Annotated in this window: 20 protein-coding genes; 11 read left to right on the top strand and 9 right to left on the bottom strand. The window is 66.9% G+C overall.

Annotated features, from left to right (window positions below):
* Positions 1-5 precede the first annotated feature (5 nt).
* On the top strand, positions 6-1,547 hold the full coding sequence (locus WKW79_RS11185) for an efflux transporter outer membrane subunit (RefSeq protein ID WP_340335225.1): 1,542 nt from the start codon (positions 6-8) through the stop codon (positions 1,545-1,547).
* A 12-nt stretch (positions 1,548-1,559) separates the two neighbouring features.
* Here WKW79_RS11185 and WKW79_RS11180 read toward each other — a convergent pair whose 3' ends face one another.
* The 5 genes from WKW79_RS11180 to WKW79_RS11160 all read right to left on the bottom strand — a co-directional run bounded on the left by WKW79_RS11180 (position 1,560) and on the right by WKW79_RS11160 (position 5,508).
* Entirely contained in the window at positions 1,560-1,955 is a 396-nt protein-coding gene (locus tag WKW79_RS11180) for a tautomerase family protein (RefSeq protein ID WP_340335224.1), read from the bottom strand.
* Between the two features lie 92 nt (positions 1,956-2,047).
* Positions 2,048-2,521: an ASCH domain-containing protein gene (locus tag WKW79_RS11175; protein ID WP_340335223.1), complete on the bottom strand. Its 474-nt coding sequence runs from the start codon at positions 2,519-2,521 to the stop codon at positions 2,048-2,050.
* A 12-nt stretch (positions 2,522-2,533) separates the two neighbouring features.
* On the bottom strand, positions 2,534-4,753 hold the full coding sequence (locus tag WKW79_RS11170; RefSeq protein WP_340335222.1) for a hybrid sensor histidine kinase/response regulator: 2,220 nt from the start codon (positions 4,751-4,753) through the stop codon (positions 2,534-2,536).
* Positions 4,754-4,852: 99 nt separating this feature from the next.
* On the bottom strand, positions 4,853-5,011 hold the full coding sequence (locus tag WKW79_RS11165) for a hypothetical protein (protein ID WP_340335221.1): 159 nt from the start codon (positions 5,009-5,011) through the stop codon (positions 4,853-4,855).
* Between the two features lie 20 nt (positions 5,012-5,031).
* Complete coding sequence (locus WKW79_RS11160; RefSeq protein WP_340335220.1) at positions 5,032-5,508, bottom strand: hypothetical protein; 477 nt, start codon at positions 5,506-5,508, stop codon at positions 5,032-5,034.
* Between the two features lie 225 nt (positions 5,509-5,733).
* On the opposite strand from WKW79_RS11160, the gene WKW79_RS11155 reads away from it, so the two are divergent.
* Positions 5,734-6,444: a response regulator gene (locus WKW79_RS11155; protein ID WP_340335219.1), complete on the top strand. Its 711-nt coding sequence runs from the start codon at positions 5,734-5,736 to the stop codon at positions 6,442-6,444.
* On the opposite strand, the gene WKW79_RS11150 is transcribed toward WKW79_RS11155, so the two are convergent.
* Positions 6,406-7,395, bottom strand: coding sequence for an ABC transporter substrate-binding protein (locus WKW79_RS11150; RefSeq protein WP_340335218.1), 990 nt, complete (start codon positions 7,393-7,395; stop codon positions 6,406-6,408). The genes WKW79_RS11155 and WKW79_RS11150 overlap by 39 nt on opposite strands.
* 173 nt (positions 7,396-7,568) lie before the next feature.
* On the opposite strand from WKW79_RS11150, the gene WKW79_RS11145 reads away from it, so the two are divergent.
* Genes WKW79_RS11145 through WKW79_RS11135 form a run of 3 tightly spaced genes read left to right on the top strand, consistent with a single transcriptional unit; the run spans position 7,569 to position 9,903 of the window.
* Positions 7,569-8,084 (top strand): 2,4'-dihydroxyacetophenone dioxygenase family protein, encoded by a 516-nt coding sequence (locus WKW79_RS11145; RefSeq protein ID WP_340335217.1) that lies wholly within the window; start codon positions 7,569-7,571, stop codon positions 8,082-8,084.
* A gap of 45 nt (positions 8,085-8,129) precedes the next feature.
* Positions 8,130-9,101, top strand: coding sequence for a Bug family tripartite tricarboxylate transporter substrate binding protein (locus WKW79_RS11140; protein WP_340335216.1), 972 nt, complete (start codon positions 8,130-8,132; stop codon positions 9,099-9,101).
* 28 nt (positions 9,102-9,129) lie between these two features.
* On the top strand, positions 9,130-9,903 hold the full coding sequence (locus WKW79_RS11135) for an SDR family NAD(P)-dependent oxidoreductase (RefSeq protein ID WP_340335215.1): 774 nt from the start codon (positions 9,130-9,132) through the stop codon (positions 9,901-9,903).
* A 2-nt stretch (positions 9,904-9,905) separates the two neighbouring features.
* Here the strand turns inward: WKW79_RS11135 and WKW79_RS11130 are convergent, their stop codons facing one another.
* Entirely contained in the window at positions 9,906-10,934 is a 1,029-nt protein-coding gene (locus WKW79_RS11130) for an AraC family transcriptional regulator (RefSeq protein WP_340335214.1), read from the bottom strand.
* A gap of 159 nt (positions 10,935-11,093) precedes the next feature.
* Between WKW79_RS11130 and WKW79_RS11125 the strand changes: the two genes are divergently transcribed.
* The 6 genes from WKW79_RS11125 to WKW79_RS11100 all read left to right on the top strand — a co-directional run bounded on the left by WKW79_RS11125 (position 11,094) and on the right by WKW79_RS11100 (position 18,431).
* On the top strand, positions 11,094-12,632 hold the full coding sequence (locus WKW79_RS11125; RefSeq protein WP_340335213.1) for an arylsulfatase: 1,539 nt from the start codon (positions 11,094-11,096) through the stop codon (positions 12,630-12,632).
* Between the two features lie 30 nt (positions 12,633-12,662).
* The gene (locus tag WKW79_RS11120; RefSeq protein ID WP_340335212.1) at positions 12,663-13,751 is read left to right on the top strand and encodes an alpha/beta fold hydrolase; all 1,089 of its coding nucleotides are present in this window, start codon (positions 12,663-12,665) and stop codon (positions 13,749-13,751) included.
* A gap of 93 nt (positions 13,752-13,844) precedes the next feature.
* The gene (locus WKW79_RS11115) at positions 13,845-15,395 is read left to right on the top strand and encodes a long-chain-fatty-acid--CoA ligase (protein WP_340335211.1); all 1,551 of its coding nucleotides are present in this window, start codon (positions 13,845-13,847) and stop codon (positions 15,393-15,395) included.
* A 38-nt stretch (positions 15,396-15,433) separates the two neighbouring features.
* Positions 15,434-16,783, top strand: coding sequence for an MFS transporter (locus WKW79_RS11110; RefSeq protein ID WP_340335210.1), 1,350 nt, complete (start codon positions 15,434-15,436; stop codon positions 16,781-16,783).
* A gap of 62 nt (positions 16,784-16,845) precedes the next feature.
* Positions 16,846-18,069, top strand: coding sequence for an alpha/beta hydrolase (locus WKW79_RS11105; protein ID WP_340335209.1), 1,224 nt, complete (start codon positions 16,846-16,848; stop codon positions 18,067-18,069).
* 11 nt (positions 18,070-18,080) lie between these two features.
* A complete protein-coding gene (locus tag WKW79_RS11100; RefSeq protein ID WP_340335208.1) occupies positions 18,081-18,431 on the top strand; it encodes a hypothetical protein in 351 nt (116 codons plus the stop codon).
* On the opposite strand, the gene WKW79_RS11095 is transcribed toward WKW79_RS11100, so the two are convergent.
* Together WKW79_RS11095 and WKW79_RS11090 are read right to left on the bottom strand one after the other, a co-directional pair.
* On the bottom strand, positions 18,416-19,453 hold the full coding sequence (locus tag WKW79_RS11095; RefSeq protein WP_422823868.1) for a DUF1254 domain-containing protein: 1,038 nt from the start codon (positions 19,451-19,453) through the stop codon (positions 18,416-18,418). The genes WKW79_RS11100 and WKW79_RS11095 overlap by 16 nt on opposite strands.
* Positions 19,454-19,617: 164 nt before the next feature.
* Positions 19,618-20,361, bottom strand: coding sequence for an SDR family oxidoreductase (locus WKW79_RS11090; RefSeq protein WP_340335207.1), 744 nt, complete (start codon positions 20,359-20,361; stop codon positions 19,618-19,620).
* Positions 20,362-20,393 lie beyond the last annotated feature (32 nt).

Below are 20,393 nucleotides of genomic sequence, written 5' to 3'. Positions count from 1 at the left end.
CCGTCATGAATTCATCCATCCTTCTATCGCGCGCCGTGACCGTGGCGGCGCTTGTGATCCTTGCCGGCTGCGCCGTGGGACCCGACTACAAGGCTGCGGCCATCGATGCGCCGGCCGACTTCTCTGCATGGCACGGCGGCAGCGCCAAGCTTGCCCCTGCCCCGCAACGCGCCTCGGTGCCGGGGGCTGCGCCCTTCGGCTGGAGCGTCTTTGCCGACCCGACGCTCGACGCCCTGCAAGCCAGGGCCCTGGCCGCCAACAACGACCTGAAGACGGCAGCGCTGCGCTTCGCCCAGAGCCGCGTGCAAGGCGATGCGACGCGTTCGCAGCAATGGCCGCAGGTCAATGGCAGCGGCAGCGTGCAGCGCGTTCGCGAGAGCGAGAACGGCGACTTCCGCCGCATCATCAGCGCGATCAATCCGGGCTCCGTCGAAGAACTGGTCAAGGTGCTGAGCGACCCGCACGACATGTTCCAGGCCGGCTTCGATGCATCGTGGGAACTGGACTTCTGGGGCCGCGTGCGGCGTTCGATCGAGGCCGCGACGGCCGACGAGGCGGCATCGAAGGCGATGCTGGCGCAGGCACAACTCAGCGTGCAGGCCGAGGTGGCACGCCACTACTTCCAGTTGCGCTCGGTGCAGAGCCAGTTGCGCATCGCGCGCTCCGATGTCGCCGCGGGCGAAGAAACACGCAAGCTTGTCTCCGCGCGCGCGGACGGCGGGCTCACCACCGACCTCGACGTGACGCGACAGGATGCACAACTCGCCGACACGCGCTCCCGCCTACCGCAACTGATGGCACAGGAAGCGCAGGAGATCAACCAGATCACGCTGCTGGTCGGCGAGCGCCCTGGCGCCTTGCAGGCGGGGCTTGCGGCGCGGCCCGATACGGCCACTGCACCGGCGCTGCCGGACCTGTCCCTCGGGGTGCCTTCGGACGTGGCGCTGCGCCGCCCCGACATCCAGCGCGCGGAGGCGCAGTTGCATGCCGCGACGGCGAGCATCGGCGTCGCTGTGGCGGACCTGTATCCGCGTATCACCATCGGCGCCAGCCTCGGGCTCAACTCGGTGGAGGCGAGCACCTTCCTCGACTGGAGCAGCCGGCAATGGTCGATCGGGCCGAGCCTGCAATTGCCGATCTTCGATGGCGGGCGACGTCGCGCCACGGTGACGCTGCGCAAGCTCCAGGAACAGGAGGCAGCCGTCGCGTACCAGCAGACGGTCCTCAAGGCATGGCACGAGATCGACGATGCGATGAGCGCCTACGCCGCCGAGCGCCAGCGCAACGCGCAGCTCGCGCTGAAGGAGCGCAGCAGCCGCGATGCCCTGCAGCTCGCCAGCGTGCGCTATGAACACGGGCTCACCGATTTCCTGGTGCAACTCGACGCGCAACGCACCCTGCTCCAGGCGCAGCGCGAATATGCGGAAAGCTCCGGAAGGCTGGCCGTTGCGCTGGTGTCGATCTCGAAGGCGCTGGCCTTGCCTGCGACTGCGACTGCGCCCGAGCCGGCGGTGGCGGTCAGTGCGTTGCAGGCCCCTCGCCAGTAGCACCCTGGACGCTCAGCCTTCACCAGGCTTCCAGTCCGGACTGTAGCCACCAAGCGTGGGGTGGTACATCTCATCGCCATCATGCTGGGTGAACTCCACGTTGAGCCGATCTTCCCGCAGGCCCAATATGTCGATGCAATGCGCGCAGAGCGCCTTCGCCAGTTCCATGCGCAAGTCGGCCGTTCGTCCCCGTCGAATGTCGAGCATGAGCAGCGACACTTCTGCCGGCTCCTGCCCGACCTCGGGGATGCGCCACACGCCGCCCTGCCCCAGTTCGCGGATCGCCACGCTGATCCGGCGGATGTCGACGGACATCATCCGCGCGTAGGTTTCGCTCATGGCGACGGCGAGTCGCTTCTTCTCATCTGGCGTGTAGCTGCGGGTGACGTCGAGCTGGAGGTAGGGCATGGCTGAAATCCGTTGAAAAGGCGATTGGGCAACGACTTCGCGCCCATGTCCATCCTGGGCGGCAGTGCGCTCACCGCTTGATCAGAGTCTTCTCAGTTGCCGGCTCGGTAGACGACCTTGAAGCGTTCGCACGCAATCGGCATGGTCAAGCTTGGCTCTCGCCCCACCCGCGCGCATTCGCGGCCAAAGTAGGACCAGTGCACCCTGCGCCAGTATTCCAACGACCCGTCACCTTCGCCCTCGATCGCCGCGAACTCGGCAGTGACTTGCTCGAATGGCAACACCTCGACCTCCAGGGTTTCGATGACACAGGCAGGCCTTCCATCCCAGTAGGTGACAACACTGAGTGCGCCAGGTTTGGGCAGTGAGGCGCCCGCCTTCTCATAGGACCAGGCGAGTGCTGCAGTGGCCCGCTTGACCCCCGTCAGAACCAGGTTGGCAAGCGCGTTGGCGGAGGCCTCGTTGTCGTCAAAGTGAAATGCCTCGAAGAACCGGTTGGCGCAATCCCCTCCGACCTCGGCGCAAAACGCTTCCCAGTACTCGGCGATGGTGGGAGGGATGTCCATGTCATTCCTTGACTACGCTTGTCTGAAGCTGACCAGATGCTCCAGCATCGCTCGCAGCTTCCCCGCCGAAGTCGGCTTGAGAATGATCGGATGCCCGGTCGCCCGTGCCTCCGCAATCCGGTCCGGTGACGATTCACCGGTGACGAAAGCGCAAACCAGCCCCTGCGCGCACTCCCGTTCGAGCATGTCGACCAGGGTGACACCGTTCTCGTCGCGCGTCAGGTTGAGATCGCAAAGAACGATGTCCGGGCATCGCCGTCGCGCGTGTGCAAGCGCCTCGGCACTCCCGGCAGCCTCGACCACCTCGCAGCCCCATCGGCTCAGCAATCCGTGGATGGCCGTGCGGACCGACGCCTCGTCGTCGACGACAAGCACGCGCTTGCCTTGCAGCAGGCCGTCCAGAACCGCAGTGCGCGGCTCGGTGGCGCGCATCTGTGGATCGGTGCGTTTCAACAGCAGGCGCACGACGGTGCCCTTGCCCGGAATGGAGTCGATGGCGATCCGATGGCCCAGCAACAGTGCCAGCCGATGCACGATCGCCAGGCCCAGGCCGAGTCCCGCGCCCATGCCGTTGCCTCTGCCTGCGGCCCTGTAGAACTCCTGGAAGACATGGGGCAAGTCGTCCGGATCGATGCCGATGCCGGTGTCCGCCACCGTCACCTCCACATGATCGCCGCGCCGCCGGCAGCCGATCAGCACCCGGCCTCTTTCCGTGTAGCGGACCGAATTGGCCACGAGATTCAGCACTATTCGCTCCAGCAGCAACGGATCGGAGCAGGCCCAGAGCGATGTCTTCACCACCTTGAGCGACAGGCCCTTCGCCTTTGCAGTCGAGGCGAACTGTGATTGAAGGCGCGACAGCAGCGCCTGCAACGGCATGGCCCGCGGTTCCGCCCGGACAGCTCCGATGTCGAGCTTGGACAAGTCGAGCAGCGCCTCCAGCAGTTCCCTCAGCGAATCGACCGATTGCTCGACACATTCCGCCAGTGCCTCCGCGTCCTTCGGCAACGCGACCATGCGCAGTTGCCCGATGAAGAGCGCCAGCGCATGGATCGGCTGCCGCAGGTCATGGCTGGCCGCGGCCAGGAACCGCGTCTTGGCCTCGTTGGCCACGGCCAGGTCGCGGGTCCGTTCGGCGATGCGCGCTTCCTGCATCGTGTGCGTTTCCTGGAGGCGTTCGGCCATGCGGTTGAACTGCGTCGCCAGGGCCTCCAGTTCGTCGCCCGTGTGGAGGGTGATGCGCTGCTCGAACTGCCCGCGGCCCAGTTGCCTCGCACGCGTCTCGATCTCGTGGATTGGGCGCACCATGCGCCGCGCCAGCAGCACGCTGGTCGCGACAGCCGCGGCGACGCCCAGCAGGACCAGCACCACCGAGCGCGCAATGGACGCATACACCGGACGAAAGGCCTCCTGCAACGACTGCTCGGCAAAGACCGTCCAGCCGAGGTCCGGCACCGGCACCGCGGTCGACACCACCGATCGCCCCTGGATGTCCCGCGCCTCGCCGACCAGCACGCCGGCGTTGGTCCGTTGCGCGAGCGCACGGCGCACGTGCGGCAGGCTCGACAGGTTGGTCTTGCCGAGGATCAGTCCCATGTCGGGGTGCGAGATGAGTTGCCCATCGCTGTCGACCACGTAGGCCACGCCACCGGACTTGAGGTGCGCCTGCGCGACCATGTCCCAGATGAACTTGAGGTTCACCTCCGCGACGAGCACGCCGCCCGCGTGGTCGCGAGCGGCGCCCACCGAGACGTACGGCTCCGTCTCCTTGAGGAAGTGGACCGGTCCCACATGGTCCAGCGCGGCCCTCGTCGCGACGAAGGCCGGATCGCCCGACACGTCGCGGCCGCTCTTCGCCACCGTGACGCCGAAGCGCGACAACAGGAACTGCTCCCGGCCGCTCGGCGAGATCAAGCGGAGCTCGCTGATCTCCGGGTGGTAGCGCAGCAGGGCGCCGAGTTCCAGCCGCATGTCGTTGGTGTCCGGGTCGGCGAACACGTCGAATTTGCCGGCGCTGAAGTGCAGCGCGTCGCGCACGCCGCGCATGAAGATCGCGATCTCCTTGGCCGCGTAGTGCGCCGTGGCGAGTTGCACCTCCTCCAGCGCCGCGACCGATGCGCGATAGGCGAACCAGCCGCCCACCGCGCCGCTGATGACCAGCAGCAGACTCACCAGCCCGGCGAAGTAACCCGCGTACTTCCAGAACAAGCTTCGGCGCGCGAAAGTCTGCATGGCCCTTTCCCGGTGAATCGATCGACCTCCCCGATTCGAACCCGAATCCGCGCTGGCGGGGTCGGGACAAACCCATCGCGGGGCTTGTCCCGTTCCTCATCACTTGTTCGTGGGAGTCTGCGCGTCAATGGCGGCTGCGGCGCTGTCCGCCTGGATCGAGCCGCCACCACCGCCACCGCCGCAACCGTGCACGGACACCGTCACCGCGAGCATGACCAAGAGGCGCACCGTGGCGCGCCAGATGGAAGTGCTGTTCATGGCGTCACCGCGAAACGACCCTAACGCCAATCCGAATCAGGATCGACGCGGGTCGCCTTGCCCTGGAATGTCGGGCTGAACGGCGCGGTCTGCATCATCCAGAGTTCGTCCTCGCGACGCGACACGTAGATGTTGAACATCGGGCCATCGGCAAAGGTGACTGTGCCGCGGCAGTCGCTCTTGAGCGTGTAGGTGCCGTTGCTGCCCTGGTCGATCACGTCCACGATGCCATTGCGGCTCAGCGTGATCCCCGGCGTCGTCACCACGCCGTCGCCGGTGAACTTGAGCACCTCCATGATGGCCTTCGGCACCGCGGCCGGCGCTCCCGGCGGGATGAAGAAGCCCGTTGCCGTGAACAGGTACGTGCCGCGCAGGCTGCGCACATCGCACTGCCTCCGGCTGCCGCCGTCATCGTGCGCCATGCCCGGCGCCGACCATCCCAGTGCGCAGCAAGCCAATGCCAGACCTGCCACCGCATGACGAGAAAGCTGACTCATGATCGACTCCAATCAGGTTGATCGCACCCGCGGGTATGCGAGTGCGTGCGGGCATTGTGGAGAGCGAGGCCTCACCGCAAAATGGCCCTGAAGGGCCGCCGTCGGCCCCCAAGCGCGGGCGGCGCATCGCCCGGGGAGCCATGCCGTGGTGTCCTTGCCAAGGTGGAAACTGTTGCGACTCGCGGTGTGCCGACGGGCCCTTCGGGCCGGCCCGAAAGTCACGGCATGAGGATGCTCGTCGTCGACGATCACCCGCTCATCCAGGAGGCGGTCGGCAACGCGCTGCGCCGCCTCGACCCGCGCATCGAGATCGACGTGGCGGGCGACTGCACGACGGGCCTCGCGCTCGCAGCGCAGGGCGCCGAGCCCGAACTGGTGCTGCTCGACCTGAACCTGCCGGGCCTGTCGGGGATTGCGGGCCTGAAGGCGTGGCGCTCGCGCTTTCCGGCGGTTCCGGTCATCGTCCTGTCGGCCACCTGCGACCAGCAGACCGTGCTGGCGGCACTCGGCGCGGGTGCCTCCGGCTTCATTCCGAAGTCTTCGTCCAACGAGGTGATGCTGCATGCGGTGCGCCTCGTGATGGACGGCGGCAAGTACCTGCCGCCCGAAGTGCTGTCGGCCTCGTCCAGCCACGAGGGCGCTGCACCGCCGCCGCGCAGGAAGGCGCCGTCGATGGAATCGCTGGGCCTCACCGATCGCCAGGTCGACGTGCTGCGCCTCATCGCCAACGGTGCGTCCAACAAGATCATCTGCCGCGAACTCGGCCTGGCCGAGCGCACCGTGAAGGCGCACATCACGGCCGTGCTGCGCACCCTGAACGTGACGAGCCGGACACAGGCCGCGCTCGCAGCGGTCAGGCTTGGACTGCCCGCACAAGGTCAGAAGGGCGAGGAACGCTCAGCGGACGCCTTCGGTCATCTCCAGCAGGACCCATGACGGGAGCGTGAGCCCGAGATTGGCGACCGTCGTCACGTTCACCACGAACTCGAAATTCCTTGGCTGCTCGATCGGCATCTCCGCCGGCCTGGCGCCCCGCAGGATGCGCGCGGTGGGCTCGGCGAGCGCATGGAAGTGCGCGGTGAGCGACGCGCCGTAGGTCATGAGGCAGCCTTCCACGACATAGCGGCGCATCTCGCAGGTCGCGGGCATGCGATTGGCCGCGAGCGCATCGAGGAAGGCCTTGCGGTTGAAGGTGATGACTGGCGACGCCAACTGCATGATGCCCTGTGCGCCCCATGCCTTCGCGCTGCCGACGGCTGCGACCAGATCGACCGGGCCCGTGATCTCGAAGTCCTTCGCTTCCATGCCCAGCGCCGTGGCCGCGTCCCGCACGGTCTGCACCGTGTTGCTTCCACCGCCGGCCCGGTTCCACACCAGCGCGACGCGCTTCATGTCCGGCACGATGCCACGCAGCAGGTCCAGGCGTTTGGCCGACAACTCGAGGTCCTGGAATGCCACGCCGGTGATGTTGCCGCCCGGTTGCGCAAAGCTGCCCGCAAAGCCCATGCCGACGGGGTCGTGCACCGCCATCACGATGGGGATCGTCGTCGTGGCCCTCTGCGCGGCACGCACGGCGGGCGGCGCAGCGGTGACGAGGACTTCAGGCTTCAGGGCGGCGAGTTCGACCGCCAGCCGGGGGAGCGCGCCGAAGTCGCCTTCGGCCCACCTGTAGTCGATGTGCAGGTTCGTGCCTTCGACGAATCCCTGTTCGCGCATGCCTTCCAGGAAGCTGCGCAAGTTCGGCGCCTGCATCGCGGAGTCCATGCCGAGGAAGCCGATCCGGCGGACCGCCGGGTCCGGTACCTGTGCCGTGGCGCTTGCGGCGGCACACAGCGCGAGCCATGCACAGCGGGCGATCCATGCGAGCGTCGGCTTGACCGAGGGCATTCTGTTTGACCTTCAAGGTTGTCGCGAGCCTGGCAGAGGTCATCGCCGTGGGCGCGCATTTTATGGCGCGAGACAGCAAGGCCGTGGCGCGACAAGTCAAGCGATGGATCGTCGGGAATCGCAAAGTCGAGTGATCGCAAGCCTGCATCCACAGACATCCAGAAGGAGACCCCATGCAAATGACATTCCCCACCGCGCGCCATGACAGGCTGCTGACCGTCGACACCAGCAAGGCGGCCTGGGTCAAGGACGCCCTTGCGCCCGGTATCGACGTGTGCCCCGTGTTCCTGGATGCGCAGAACGGCATCTGGGGCCTGCGCGCGAGGTTCGCTCCGGGCACGACGCTGCCGAAGCACCTGCACACCGGGACGGTCCACATGTTCACGCTCTCGGGTTCGTGGAACTACGTCGAGCATCCCGAACAGCCGCAGACCGCCGGCTGCTATCTCTACGAACCGGGTGGCTCGCTGCACCAGTTCATGACGCCGTCGAGCAACAGCGAGGCCACCGACACCTTCATGCTGGTGTTCGGCGCCAACGTCAACTTTGACGCCGAAGGCAACTTCATCGGCATGGCGGATGCCGGCCTGATCGAAATGGCGCTCAACAAGGCGGCGGGCGCGCAGGGACTCTCGCCCCTGAACTACATCCGCGGACTGGGCGGCGCCTACGCCTCCGCCACGAATTGACAGGCCACCGACGCCAGGCCTGACCACGAAAGCAAAGGAGACATCATGAAGTTCCATAAGACACTCGCCATCGTCGCGACCCTGGCCTGCGCCAGCGCGGCCTCGGCACAGGGCTATCCCACCCGCCCCATCACGATGGTCGTGCCCGCCCCCGCCGGCGGCGCCACCGATGCCATTGCCCGTGCGTTGGCCACCGAGATGGGCCAGCAGCTCAAGCAGCCCATCGTCGTGGACAACAAGCCCGGTGCCACCGGAATGCTGGGGACGCAGGCGGTGGCACGCGCCGCGCCCGACGGCTACACCCTCCTCATGACCGTGAGCGCACCCATCCTCAACGCACCCTACCTGTTCCAGAAGGTGCCTTACGACGTGAGCCGCGACCTCGCGTTCATCTCGCAGGTCTGCACGGCGGCCATGGTGCTGGCGGTCGGCAAGGACGTGCCCGCCACGACGATGAAGGAGTTCACCGCCTGGGCCGAGAAGAACAAGGGCAAGGTGTCCTATGGCTCCTTCGGCATCGGCGGCGCCGGCCATCTGGTGAGCGCCTACCTGAACGAGACCCGCAAGCTCGACATGAACCACGTCGCCTACAAGGGCGAGGCGCCGATGGTGCAGGACATCATCAGCGGGCAGATCCCGTGGGGTGTGGGCTCGGTCGGCACGCTGGCGCCGCACATCGCCAGCGGCAAGGTGCGGGCGCTCGCCGTGTTCGGCGACCACCGCCTGAAGGAGCTGCCGAACGTGCCGACGATGGCCGAGGCCGGCTTCCCCGAGCCCGAGTACCGGCCCATGGGCTGGATGGTGATGATGGCGCCGGCCAACACACCCGCGCCAGTGCTGGCGCGCCTCGAAGAAGTCACGCGGGCGGCGACGCAGTCCGACAGCGTCAAGGCCCGATTCCAGTTCTTCGGGTTCGAGGCAGTGGGTTCGAGCGCGGAGCAGTTCCGCCGCGAGTACGAGGCCGCCCGGCCGGTTGCGCAGAAGCTGATCCAGATCTCCGGCGCGAAAGCGGAATGAACCGTTCGATCCTCAGAAAGACATGTCGATGACGAAATCACTCGAAGGCAAGACAGCGCTGGTCACTGGCGCGGCACAAGGCATGGGCCTGGCATTTGCAGAGGCGCTCGCCGAAGCCGGTGCGCATGTCGCACTCACCGACGTTCTCGCGGAAGAGGTCGGCGTACAGGCCGCGAGGCTGGCCGCACGCGGCCTCTCGGTTCAAAGCCACGCGCTGGATGTGACGAACAAGGCGGCCTGGGCCGAAGTGATGGACGCGCTGGCCGCCGCGGGGCGCAGCGTCGACGTGCTGGTCAACAACGCAGGCATCGCCGTGCCGGGCAGCATCGAGGAATGCAGCGTCGACACGTGGCGACGCACCATGGACATCAATGCCCTGGGGCCCCTGCTCGGCTGCCAGGCCGTCATCCCCGGGATGAAGACGAAGGGTGGTGGCTCGATCATCAACATCTCGTCGATCTTCGGACTGGTCGGGGAGCCCCGCGTGGTCGCCTACTGCGCGTCCAAGGGGGCGGTTACGCAGCTCACGCGATCTGCGGCCGTACAGCTCGCGCCGTACGGCATCCGCGTGAACAGCGTGCATCCGGGCTTCGTGGCCACGCCGATGGTGCTGGGCGCGATGAAAAGAGCGCCCGCCGCCATCGCCCAGGAGTACGAGGCCCGCACCGTGGGCCAGACACCGATCGGCCGCATGGCCGAGCCGGAGGACGTGGCAGGCGCCGTGGTGTTCCTCGCGAGCGATGCCTCGCGCTACATGACTGCCGGGCAGATGGTGATCGATGGTGGCTTCATCGCACGCTGAGCCTACGATTCGACCGACAGCAGTTCCGGATTGCGCAGGAGTTGCGTTGGCGCATGGCCGAACCAGCGATGGCAGTTGCGCGTCAGCGTGGCCTGGTGCGAATAGCCCAGCATCATCGCCACCTGGGTCAGGCTCGGTGAGTCCGGCCGGCCGATCAGCTCGCGCAGGCGGTCCCGCCGCACCTCGTTGACGATGTCCTCGAAGCTGAAGCCTTCGTTCGCGAGGCGGCGCTGGAAGGTGCGCGGCGGCATGCCCAGCGCCTGTGCGATCGTGCTGTTGGTCAACGGCCCGGTGCCCATGAAGCGTCGAACCAGCACGCGCACCTGGTCGGCCAGCAGGCGCTCCGGTTGCGGGAAGGTCTGCTCGAGGTAGTTGCGGGCCATGCGCTGCAACGTGGGGTTGTGCTCGGCAAGAGGCTGCTCGAGTTCCGCGGCGCTGACGCGAAGCCCGGCGCGCGGCATCGAGAACAGGCACTCGCAGCCCAGGCCCTTCGCATAGTCCGCGGGCGTGCCGATCCTGGCGTGGGGAAACAACACCACCGGCGCACGCGCGCGCGGCCCCGAGAGCGTGCGGAAGATGCGGATGCACAGGGCCACCGACAACTCCAGCGTCTGGGGGCACGGCGGCTTGTTCGGCAGCACGATCTCGAAGGTCAGGTCCACCAGCCCGGCACGGCCTTCGACCGGGTCCGTCGTGGCGCGGATCGCCGGGCTGTGGACGAAGGCATAGCGGCCCGCGAGCCGGAACGCATCGCCCAGGGTCGGCGCATGCCGGATCAGGATGGCCAGCGGGCCGAACATCTCCATGTCCTGCACCGCCGCCAGCCGCAAGCCGAAGTCCGGCTTGCCACTCGCCTCCGCCGAGCGCTCCAGCAGCGTCATCAGGGCGGTGTAGGGAATCAGCGCCTCGGGGTCGGCAATCGTCTTGCCCGTCAGGCCCACGCGTCGAAGTTCGCGCGCCGCATCCAGCCCCAGCGAGGTGGCGAGCGGCACGTAGCCAGCGAGACAGGCGGCGCGGATCAGGGCTTTCATGGGTCGGGTTCCGGGGGCGGAAGCCGCAGGGCAGGCAACTGTTGCCACGGCCCTGCGTACTGGCGCGACATGCTAATGGTGTGGCGCGACAAGTCAAGTCAAGCAGCGCCACGAATCCTAAAGTTCAGGCATCGAAAGACACACGACAGGAGACAAGCAATGAGCGACAACACCGCCTCCAAACCGCGCAAGCCGAACATCCTCGTCATCTGGGGCGACGACATCGGCTGGCAGAACGTCAGTGGCTATGGCATGGGCACCATGGGCTACAAGACGCCGAACATCGACCGCATCGGCCACGAAGGCATCCGCTTCACCGACCACTATGCGCAGCCCTCGTGCACCGCGGGCCGCGCGGCCTTCATCACCGGCCAGTACCCGATCCGCTCCGGCATGACCACGGTCGGCATGCCCGGCGACAAGCTGGGTCTGCAGGCCGCCTCGCCCTGCCTCGCGGAGGTGATGAAGAAGGCCGGCTACCGCACGGGCCAGTTCGGCAAGAACCACCTCGGCGACCGCAACGAGCACATGCCGACGGTGCACGGCTTCGACGAGTTCTACGGCAACCTGTACCACCTCAACACCGAGGAGCAGCCCGAGTACCGCGACTACCAGCGCTTCGCCCGCAACTACCCGGGCGGCCCGGAGGCCTATCGCAAGAAGTTCGGCACGCGCGGCGTGCTGCATTCCCGCGCCAGCGAGGTTGACGATCCCACCGAAGACCCGCGCTTCGGCCGCGTGGGCCGCCAAACCATCGCCGACACCGGGCCGCTGACGATCGAGCGCATGAAGAACTTCGACGGCGGCGAGTTGGTGCCGCGCGCCATCGAGTTCATGCGCGAGTCGCAGGAGGAAGAAAAGCCCTTCTTCCTCTGGCTCAACACCATCCGCATGCACCTCTACACGCACCTGGACGACCACTGGCGCTACGCCGCCGAGGAGTTCACGCACGAGGACGACCTGCACGGCAGCGGCATGCTCCAGCACGACCACGACATCGGCCTGGTGCTCGACTACCTGGATCGCAGCGGGCTCGCGGAGAACACCATCGTCTGGTACTCCACCGACAACGGCCCCGAGCATTCGTCATGGCCGCACGGCGGCACCTCGCCCTTCCGCGGCGAGAAGATGACGACCTACGAAGGCGGCGTGCGCGTGATCTCGCTCTTGCGCTGGCCCGGCGTGATCGAGGCGGGCCAGGTGCTCAACGGCATGCAGGCGCACCAGGACATGTTCACCACGCTGGCCGCCGCCGCGGGCGCCTCCCACATCGTCGAGCAGATGAAGGTCGACAAGCGCCAGTACATCGACGGCTACGACAACCTCGACTACTGGACCGGCAAGACGACGTACAGCGCACGCGACCACTTCTTCTACTACTACGAAGGCAAGCTGGCCGCCATCCGCCTGGGTCCGTGGAAGTTCCACTTCTCGACGAAGGAGGACTACTACGACAACCTGACGCCGCGCACCATCGCGCTCATCCACAACCTGCGCAGCGATCCTTTCGAGAGCTACTCCAGCAAGGACTCCTACGGCCATCTGGCGCAGAAGGCCGCGTGGCTGTCGCAACCGCTGGGCGAGCTGATCGGCACGCACCTGAAGACGCTGAAGGACTACCCGCCGGTGCAGGTCGGCAAGTCCTTCGACAAGTCGAACCTGGTGCAGGACTTTCTCGGCAGCGTCAGGAGAAATTGAGGGCATGCCCTCTGCCACAAGGACCCCACCATGACCACCACATCGACATCGGCCTCGCCAGCAGCGGCCGGCCTGCCGCAGCAGATTCACACCCAGGTCGAACGCGCCATCCAGCGCGGCCTCAAGGGACTCGACTACCTCGGCTCCCCCGCGCCCGCAGTCGGCACCACGCCCAAGACCGTGCTGCACCGGCGCGGCACGCTGACCCTCCAGCACTACCACCCGACCGCCGCAGAGGTCTATCGCATGCCGATCCTGATCGTGATGGCCACGAGCAACAAGGCCTTCATGCTCGACCTCGCGCCCGGACGCAGCCTGATCGAGTTCCTGCTCGGGCGCGGCTACGACGTGTACGTGATGGACTGGAACGCACCGAGCAAGCGGGAGAGCGGGTTGCGGCTGGAGGACTACACGCTCGACTTCATCCCCGACTGCCTCCGTCGCGTGCAGCAGCATGCCGGCGTCGACGACGTGACGCTGATCGGCTATTGCATGGGCGGCGTGCTGTCGACGATCTACGCGGCGCTGCATGCCGATGGCCCGGTGAAGAACCTCGTCGGTCTCGCCACGCCCATCGACTTCAGCAAGATCGGCTTCAAGGACGTGATGGACAGGCGTTACTTCGACGTCGACAAGCTGGTCGATTCGGTGGGCCTGATCCCGCCGAAATTCATCGAGACCGGCTTCGAACTGCTGCGCCCCGCGGGTCGCATGGCGAATGCGGTGCGCCTGTGGGACAACATGTGGAACGACGAATACGTCCAGTCATACCGCCTGATGGAGCGCTGGGGCGCCGAGACGCTGCCGATGGCGGGCGAATACTTCCGCCAGCTCACCAAGGAACTGTTCTGGAAGAACGGCCTGTGCGAGAGCACGCTGAGCGTCGGCGGACGGCCCGTGCGGCTCGACGCCATCCGGGCATCGCTGCTCAGTGTCGTCGCCGCGCACGATCACCTGGTGCCGCCCGAGTGCGCGCGGCCCCTGGTGGATCGGATCGGTTCAAGCGACAAGCAGGAACTCGTGCTGCCGGGCGGCCACGTCAGCCTGGTGGCCGGCCCGAATGCCGTCAAGCGACTCTGGCCCCGACTCGACCAGTGGCTTGAAAGCCGATCCACCTGACGTCCTCATCAGGAACCAGGCCAATGCGGGAACCAGCGCGGCCCCGCGGAGCTTGACTTCATCCCGACCGCGCAGATCCGGAGACAAGACATCATGCAACTCACCCGTAGCCTGCGCCGCGCGGCGCAGATCTTTCCCAGACGCACCAGCACGGTCTTCGGCGACCGGCGCAGGACCTGGGCCGAAACGCTCAACCGCGTCACGCGCCTGGCGGCAGGCCTGGTGACGCTCGGCGTCCAACCCGGCGACCGCATCGCGCTGCTCGGCCTGAACAGCGACCGTTACCTGGAGGCCACCTACGCCGCCCTGTGGGCCGGCTGTGTCGTCGTGCCGGGCAACACGCGCTGGGCACCGGCCGAGCATGCCTACGCGCTGCAGGACAGCAGCCCCTCGCTGCTGATGGTCGACCAGGACTTCGCCGCGATGGCCCGCACGCTGCCCGGCTTCGATGCGGCGCGCACCGTGTTCATGGGCGATGGCGCATCGGGCGACCTCGTGTCGTACGAGACCTTGATCGAGCAGAGCGCGCCCTTGCCCGAACGCGCCGGCAGCGGCGACGACATGGCGATGATCATGTACACGGGCGGCACCACCGGCTGGCCCAAGGGCGTGATGCTCTCGCACACCAACATCGTGTGGGCTTCCACCACCTTCTCGGTGGTCTGCCTCAACGAGCCGGAGATCGTCTACCTGCATGCCGCGCCGATGTTCCACCTGGCCGCCATGTCCGCGATGCTCAACTACACCGGCGCGGGCGCCACGCAGGTGATCCTCCCGCGCTTCGACCCGGCCGCCGTGGTCGACGCCATCGCCGGCGAGAAGGTCAACATGTCGCTGCTGGTGCCGACGATGATCGACCTGGTCGACCGCCACCTGGAGGCGCATCCGGCCGACGTCGGCAGCCTGCGCAACCTGGTCTACGGCGCATCGCCGATCTCCGAGACGCTGCTGCGGCGCGCGATGAAGAGCCTGCCGAACGTCCGCTTCTACCAGGGCTACGGGCAGACCGAGATGGCCGGCGGCGTGGTCGTGCTGACGCCCGAGTTCCACACGGTCGACGGCCCGAATGCACGCCTGCTGCGCGCCGCCGGCCGGCCAACGCCGGGCACCGACATCCGCATCGTCGATGCAGACATGAACGACGTGCCGCGCGGCACCGTCGGCGAGGTCGCGGCGCGTGGCCCCAGCGTGATGCTCGGCTACTGGCGCAAGCCGGAGCAGACGCAAGCCGCCATCGTCGACGGCTGGCTGCGCAGCGGCGATGCGGGGTACATGGACGAGGACGGCTTCATCTTCCTGGTCGACCGCGTGAAGGACATGATCGTCTCGGGCGGCGAGAACGTGTACTCGGCCGAAGTCGAGAACGCACTGGGCAAGCATCCGGCCGTGCTCGAGTGCGCCGTGATTGGCATTCCGGACGCGCAATGGGGCGAGGCGGTGCATGCCGTCGTGCGACTGCGCGATGGCTCAGACGCCGATGCGACAGAACTGACCCGCCACTGCGGCGAGTGGATCGCGAACTACAAGCGCCCGCGCTCCTTCACCTTCCGCGCCGAACCCCTGCCGCTCTCGGCCACCGGCAAGGCGCTCAAGACCGAATTGCGCAAGCCCTTCTGGGAAGGCCACACGCGGCAGGTCGGTTGAACCCCATCGAACCAGCATTCAAATCAACGGAGACATACGTGACGACAGGACTCATGCAACCCGGGCTCGACATCGGGTCGACACCCACCCAGGACGTGGACATCACCTATCGCAAGATCACGCTGCGGCTGATCCCGCTGCTGTTCATCTGCTACGTGATGAACTACATCGACCGCGCCAACATCGGCTATGCGCAGTTGCAGATGAAGCCGTCACTCGGCTTCAGCGACACCGTGTACGGCCTGGCGGCCGGCGTGTTCTTCATCGGCTATTTCCTCTTCGAACTGCCGAGCAACATGCTGCTGCGCCGCATCGGCGCGCGCAAGACCATCCTGCGCATCATGCTGGGCTGGGGACTGGTGTCCGCCGCCACCATGTTCGTGTCCACGCCCCTGCAATTCTACGTCGCGCGCTTCCTGCTCGGCGTGTTCGAGGCAGGCTTTCTCCCGGGGATCATGCTGTACCTGACCTTCTGGTATCCGGCGCAGCGGCGTGCGCGCGTCATTGCGCTCTTCATGTCGGCCACGGTCGTCGCCAGCATCCTCACGGGGCCAGTGTCCGGCTGGATCCTGCAGAACATGCATGGCGTCAACGGCTGGGAAGGCTGGCAGTGGATGTTCCTGCTCGAAGGCCTGCCGAGCGCCGCGCTGGGCATCGTCGCCTGGCTGTACCTGCCCAACAACCCGAGCGATGCCAGGTGGCTGACCTCGCACGAGAAGCAAACCGTGCAGCATGGCTTGCGGCAATCCAGTGAAGACGCCTTGCCGGCCGTGCGGCATTCGCTGCGCCAGGCCTTCCTCGATCCGAAGGTGTACCTGCTGTGCTTCGCCCTGTTCGCGATCCTGTGCGGGGGCTACTTCCTGAGCTTCTGGACGCCGTCCCTGATCAAGGAGCTGGGCGTCACGAGCCCGCAGCAGATCGGCCTGTATGCCGCGATCCCCAGCATCATTGCCGCGGTCGTCATGGTGTTCTATGGCCGCCATTCGGACGCGCGCCAGGAACGCCGGTGGCACTTTGCCGTCGCGGCCTTCGCCGCCGCAATGGGTTTGCTGGCAATCACAGTCGCGCGGTCCGACCTCGGCTTGCTGCTGGCCGCGCTCACGCTGACCAGCGTCGGCGTCGTCTCGGCCCTGCCGATCTTCTATGCGATCGCGACCGCGCACCTGTCCCGGGAGGCCGCCCCGGCGGGCCTGTCGATCATCACCAGCCTGGCCAGCCTGGCGGGCGTCGTCAGCCCCGCATTGATCGGTGCGATCAAGACCCGCACGGGCAGCGCGGACAGCGGACTGTATGTGTTCGGAGCCTTGCTCGTGATCGGCGCCATCGCCTTGCTGATCGGCATGCGGCAGGAACCGGGACACCCCATCACCCACGGCAAGAGCGAATGAAGCACAAGCAAAGCAGACCATCCGTCATCGGCATGACCACCACCCGCGCAGGCGCGCCCCACATGCGAAGAGCACACAGGCCAGACCGCGAGGCCCGCGCCTTCCTGCGCTGGTTCAACCTGTCGTCGCAACGACCGGTCGATGCGTATTCACTGCCACAGCAACGCGCACTCTGGAGACTGGTGGCCCTGGCATTCGGCCGCAGGATGCCGGTCACGGTGACCGAGCGGACCATCGACGGACCCACGGGACCCATCGCCCTGCGGATCTTCAGCGCTGGCCATCGCGAAACGCCGGCGCCCGCGTTCCTGTGGTGCCACGGCGGCGGCTTCGTGGTCGGCGGCCTGGACTCCGCCGATTCGATCTGCCGCAGCATCGCCAGCATCGCCGGCTGCACCGTCATCGCGGTGCGCTATCGGCTGGCGCCGGAACACGCGCTCTCGGCGGGCCGCGAGGATTTCCTGGCCGCCCTCGAATGGGTCGCGGCCAACGGCGAGACCCTTGGAATCGATGGCAGCCGGCTCGCCATCGGTGGCGATTCGGCTGGAGGCAACATTACCGCCGCGGTGGCGCAAGAGACGCTGCGACGTGGCGGCCCGGCGCTGCGCCTGCAGGTGCTCGCCTATCCTGCGACCGACCTGCTTCGGGAGTTTCCTTCGAAGGCGGAGAACGCGGAGGGCTTCATGGTCACCGCGCAGATGCTGGAACACGTCCGGGACACGGTCGGCACTGCCGCCGATGCGGCGGATCCCTGGCTGTCGCCGGCTCGCAGCCAGGACTTGCGCGGTCTCGCCCCGGCCGTGCTCATCAGCGCCGGATACGACCCGATCCGCGATGACGGCTTGGACTATGCCGAACGCCTGCGCACCGCGGGCGTGCCGGTGGAATTGCTGCACTACGCAGGGCAGTTCCACGGCTTCCTGAACTTCGACGCCGTCATCGGCGCAGGCCGCGACGCATTGCGGCGCATTGGCGATGCACTGGCCAACGCCTTTGGCACCGCACATGCCATCGACCGCACGATCGAGATCTCAGATGCGTCGCCCGACGCGCTCTGCACGACCCTCGCCGTGCATGCCGACATCGCAGCCACGGCGCTGACCGGCTGGATCGCGGCCGAGCGCTGGGCCGAAGTCCTGCTGCGGCAGATATCGCCCGAAGTGGCCGGCCTGTTCGGGCTGCTGCTCCAACCCCCTCTGATGCCGGCCGTCCTTGCGAGAAGCGACCTGATGTCGCGGCTTGGCCCGCTCGCCGCACGCCAGACCTATCCGGCCGGCACAACCTGAAGAACACGACCATGAAAAATGCAACCTTCCCCGACTCCATGCAGATGTGGCGCGAGGCCTTCGATCAACTCGAAAGTGCCATCAACGCAGGGGGCGTTCGCCAGCTGGAATCCGCCAGGTTTTCCAAGGCGCTCCATCAGGTCCTGAGGGCCTCGCTCGGCATGCGGCAGGTCAGTGAAAGCGCCAGTGCACGCTGGCATGCGCAACTCGACATTCCGAGCCGGACCGAGTTCGCCGCGCTGGCCGCAGCGGTGCAGCGCATCGAGGACAAGCTGGACCTGCTGCTGCCCGAATGCGCATCGACGAACCCGAGGCCACAACGCACGCGCCGGCCACCCGCCAGGCCTCAATTGACGGCCTGAGGCTCCGGAAAGTGCCATGTGCCGGACAGGATGTCCGCCCGGGGCCGATACAGCCGCACCGTGTAGTTCCAGCCCTTGACGATGGGCAGGCAGTTGGACGTCTGGGTGTTGCATCCGCCGAACTGGATGTTGATCGAGCCGTCATCGCTCCTGCGGGCCGTCAGGTTGTTCAGCGAGTAGGCACCCGCCGGATTCTTCTCGTAGTAGCCCGCCGCGTTGTAGACGCTGACGGACCAGAAGCCATCCACGGGCACATCCTTCACCGAAAGCCGGTAGACCGTCGTGCCGTCGTTCTTCGCGGGCGTGAAGTTGAGGTAGGTGGCATCCTTGTCCGGATTGCCGCCCCACGCGGCCGCCGCGCCGACCAGGCGACGGACCGGGTCCACGTCGTCCCGGGTGCCGAATGCACGCTTGAAGTCGGGGATGGTGGTGGAGAGCGTGATCAACGCGTCGCGCACCTTCTTCTGGCTGACCGGATCCCAGTTCGGCAAGTCGAGTTGGCCCGGCACGCGCTGCGTCACCTTGACGGCGTCCTGCAAGGCGTGGACCTGCTTGATGTCATCCGGATTGGCCGGGTCCACCAGCGTGCGGAAGGCGGTGACGACGTAGCGCGTGCCGACGTTTTCGCGGGTCAAGGTGTAGGTGCCTGCGCCGTAGTACACGTTCGGCGTGTAGTGGTCCTCGTTGATGATCTGCAGCGCCATGTAGCGCTTGCCGGGATCGGGCAACGCAATGGTGACCGGGCCCGCATCGAGATCGAAGACCGCCGACGAATAGAAGGTGTCGCGGTTCAGGCGGATCACCGTCTGGTTGTCGATCGACGCGGGCTCGCGGCGATGCAGCAGCTTGCCGAGGCCGCCACTCTGCTTGGCCAGGGAGGTGATGTACAGGTCGCTCTCTGCCCGGACGAAGTTGTCGACCGTGACCGGCACAGGCGTTCCGCCTGCGGACTGAGCGTGTACCGGATTTGTCATCACCAGAAGTGCGCCGAATGCGCAGGCCGTGAAGCGCTTGATGTGCATGTTGTGACGCCCGGAGCGGGACCAGGAAGTTGCACAGGGCATTCTGCCGCCGCGGCACCTCTGCGTCGACGCACTGCCCCAAAGGGCAAGCTGCCCTGCCCGCGTGTGCGTGCAGCATCGAGCCCGTGCCCAATCCTGAGAATCGCGGCACGAGCCCCCGACCTTCAACGTGCGGCCAGCCAACCGTCGAGCGTGGTCGCGCCGAGCCACGCGCCAGCGGCGGTGGTCAGCGAGCCGTCATCGATCCGCATGCCGAAGTAGGCGGCCTTCGCATCGGCCACCACGGTGATCGGGTTGCCGCTGGCACGCAGGTAGCGCTCCGCCATTGCGGCCATGCCGGCGCGCTCCGGCCCGCCGATCTCGACCATGCCGTTGACCGGCGCACCCAGCGTGCTGTCGGCCATGGCGGCGGCCACGTCCTGCGCCGCGATGGGCTGAACGTGCGCGGCCGGCAGCCGGACCGTGGCGCCCTCGGTGCCCGACTGCACGATGGCCGGCAGGAACTCCATGAACTGGGTGGCCCGCACGATGGTGTATGGAATGCCCGAGGCTTCGATGAGCTGTTCCTGCACCAGCTTGGCGCGGAAGTAGCCGCTGCCCTGGAGCCGCTCGGTGCCCACCACCGACAGCGCCACATGGTGCTTGACGCCGGCCGCTGCCTCGGCCGCGAGCAGGTTGCGGCCCGAGGTCTGGAAGAAGTCCATGACCGCCGCGTCCTCGAAGGACGGCGAGTTGGCCACGTCCACCACGACTTGCGCGCCCGCGAGCGCGGCGGCCAGGCCTTCGCCGGTGAGCGTGTTGACGCCGGTGTTGGGCGAGGCCGCGACGGCCTCGTGGCCACGTTGCTGGAGCAGCGCGATGAGCTTGCTGCCGATGAGGCCGGTGCCTCCGATGACGACGATCTTCATTTCATGTGCCTTTGATATGAGGTGTTGATGCG

It is taken from the genome of Variovorax robiniae (assembly GCF_037889955.1).
In the GTDB taxonomy this organism is placed as follows: domain Bacteria; phylum Pseudomonadota; class Gammaproteobacteria; order Burkholderiales; family Burkholderiaceae_C; genus Variovorax; species Variovorax robiniae.
Note: the sequence above shows the minus strand (reverse complement) of the source record. Positions and strands in the feature narration are given on the sequence as shown.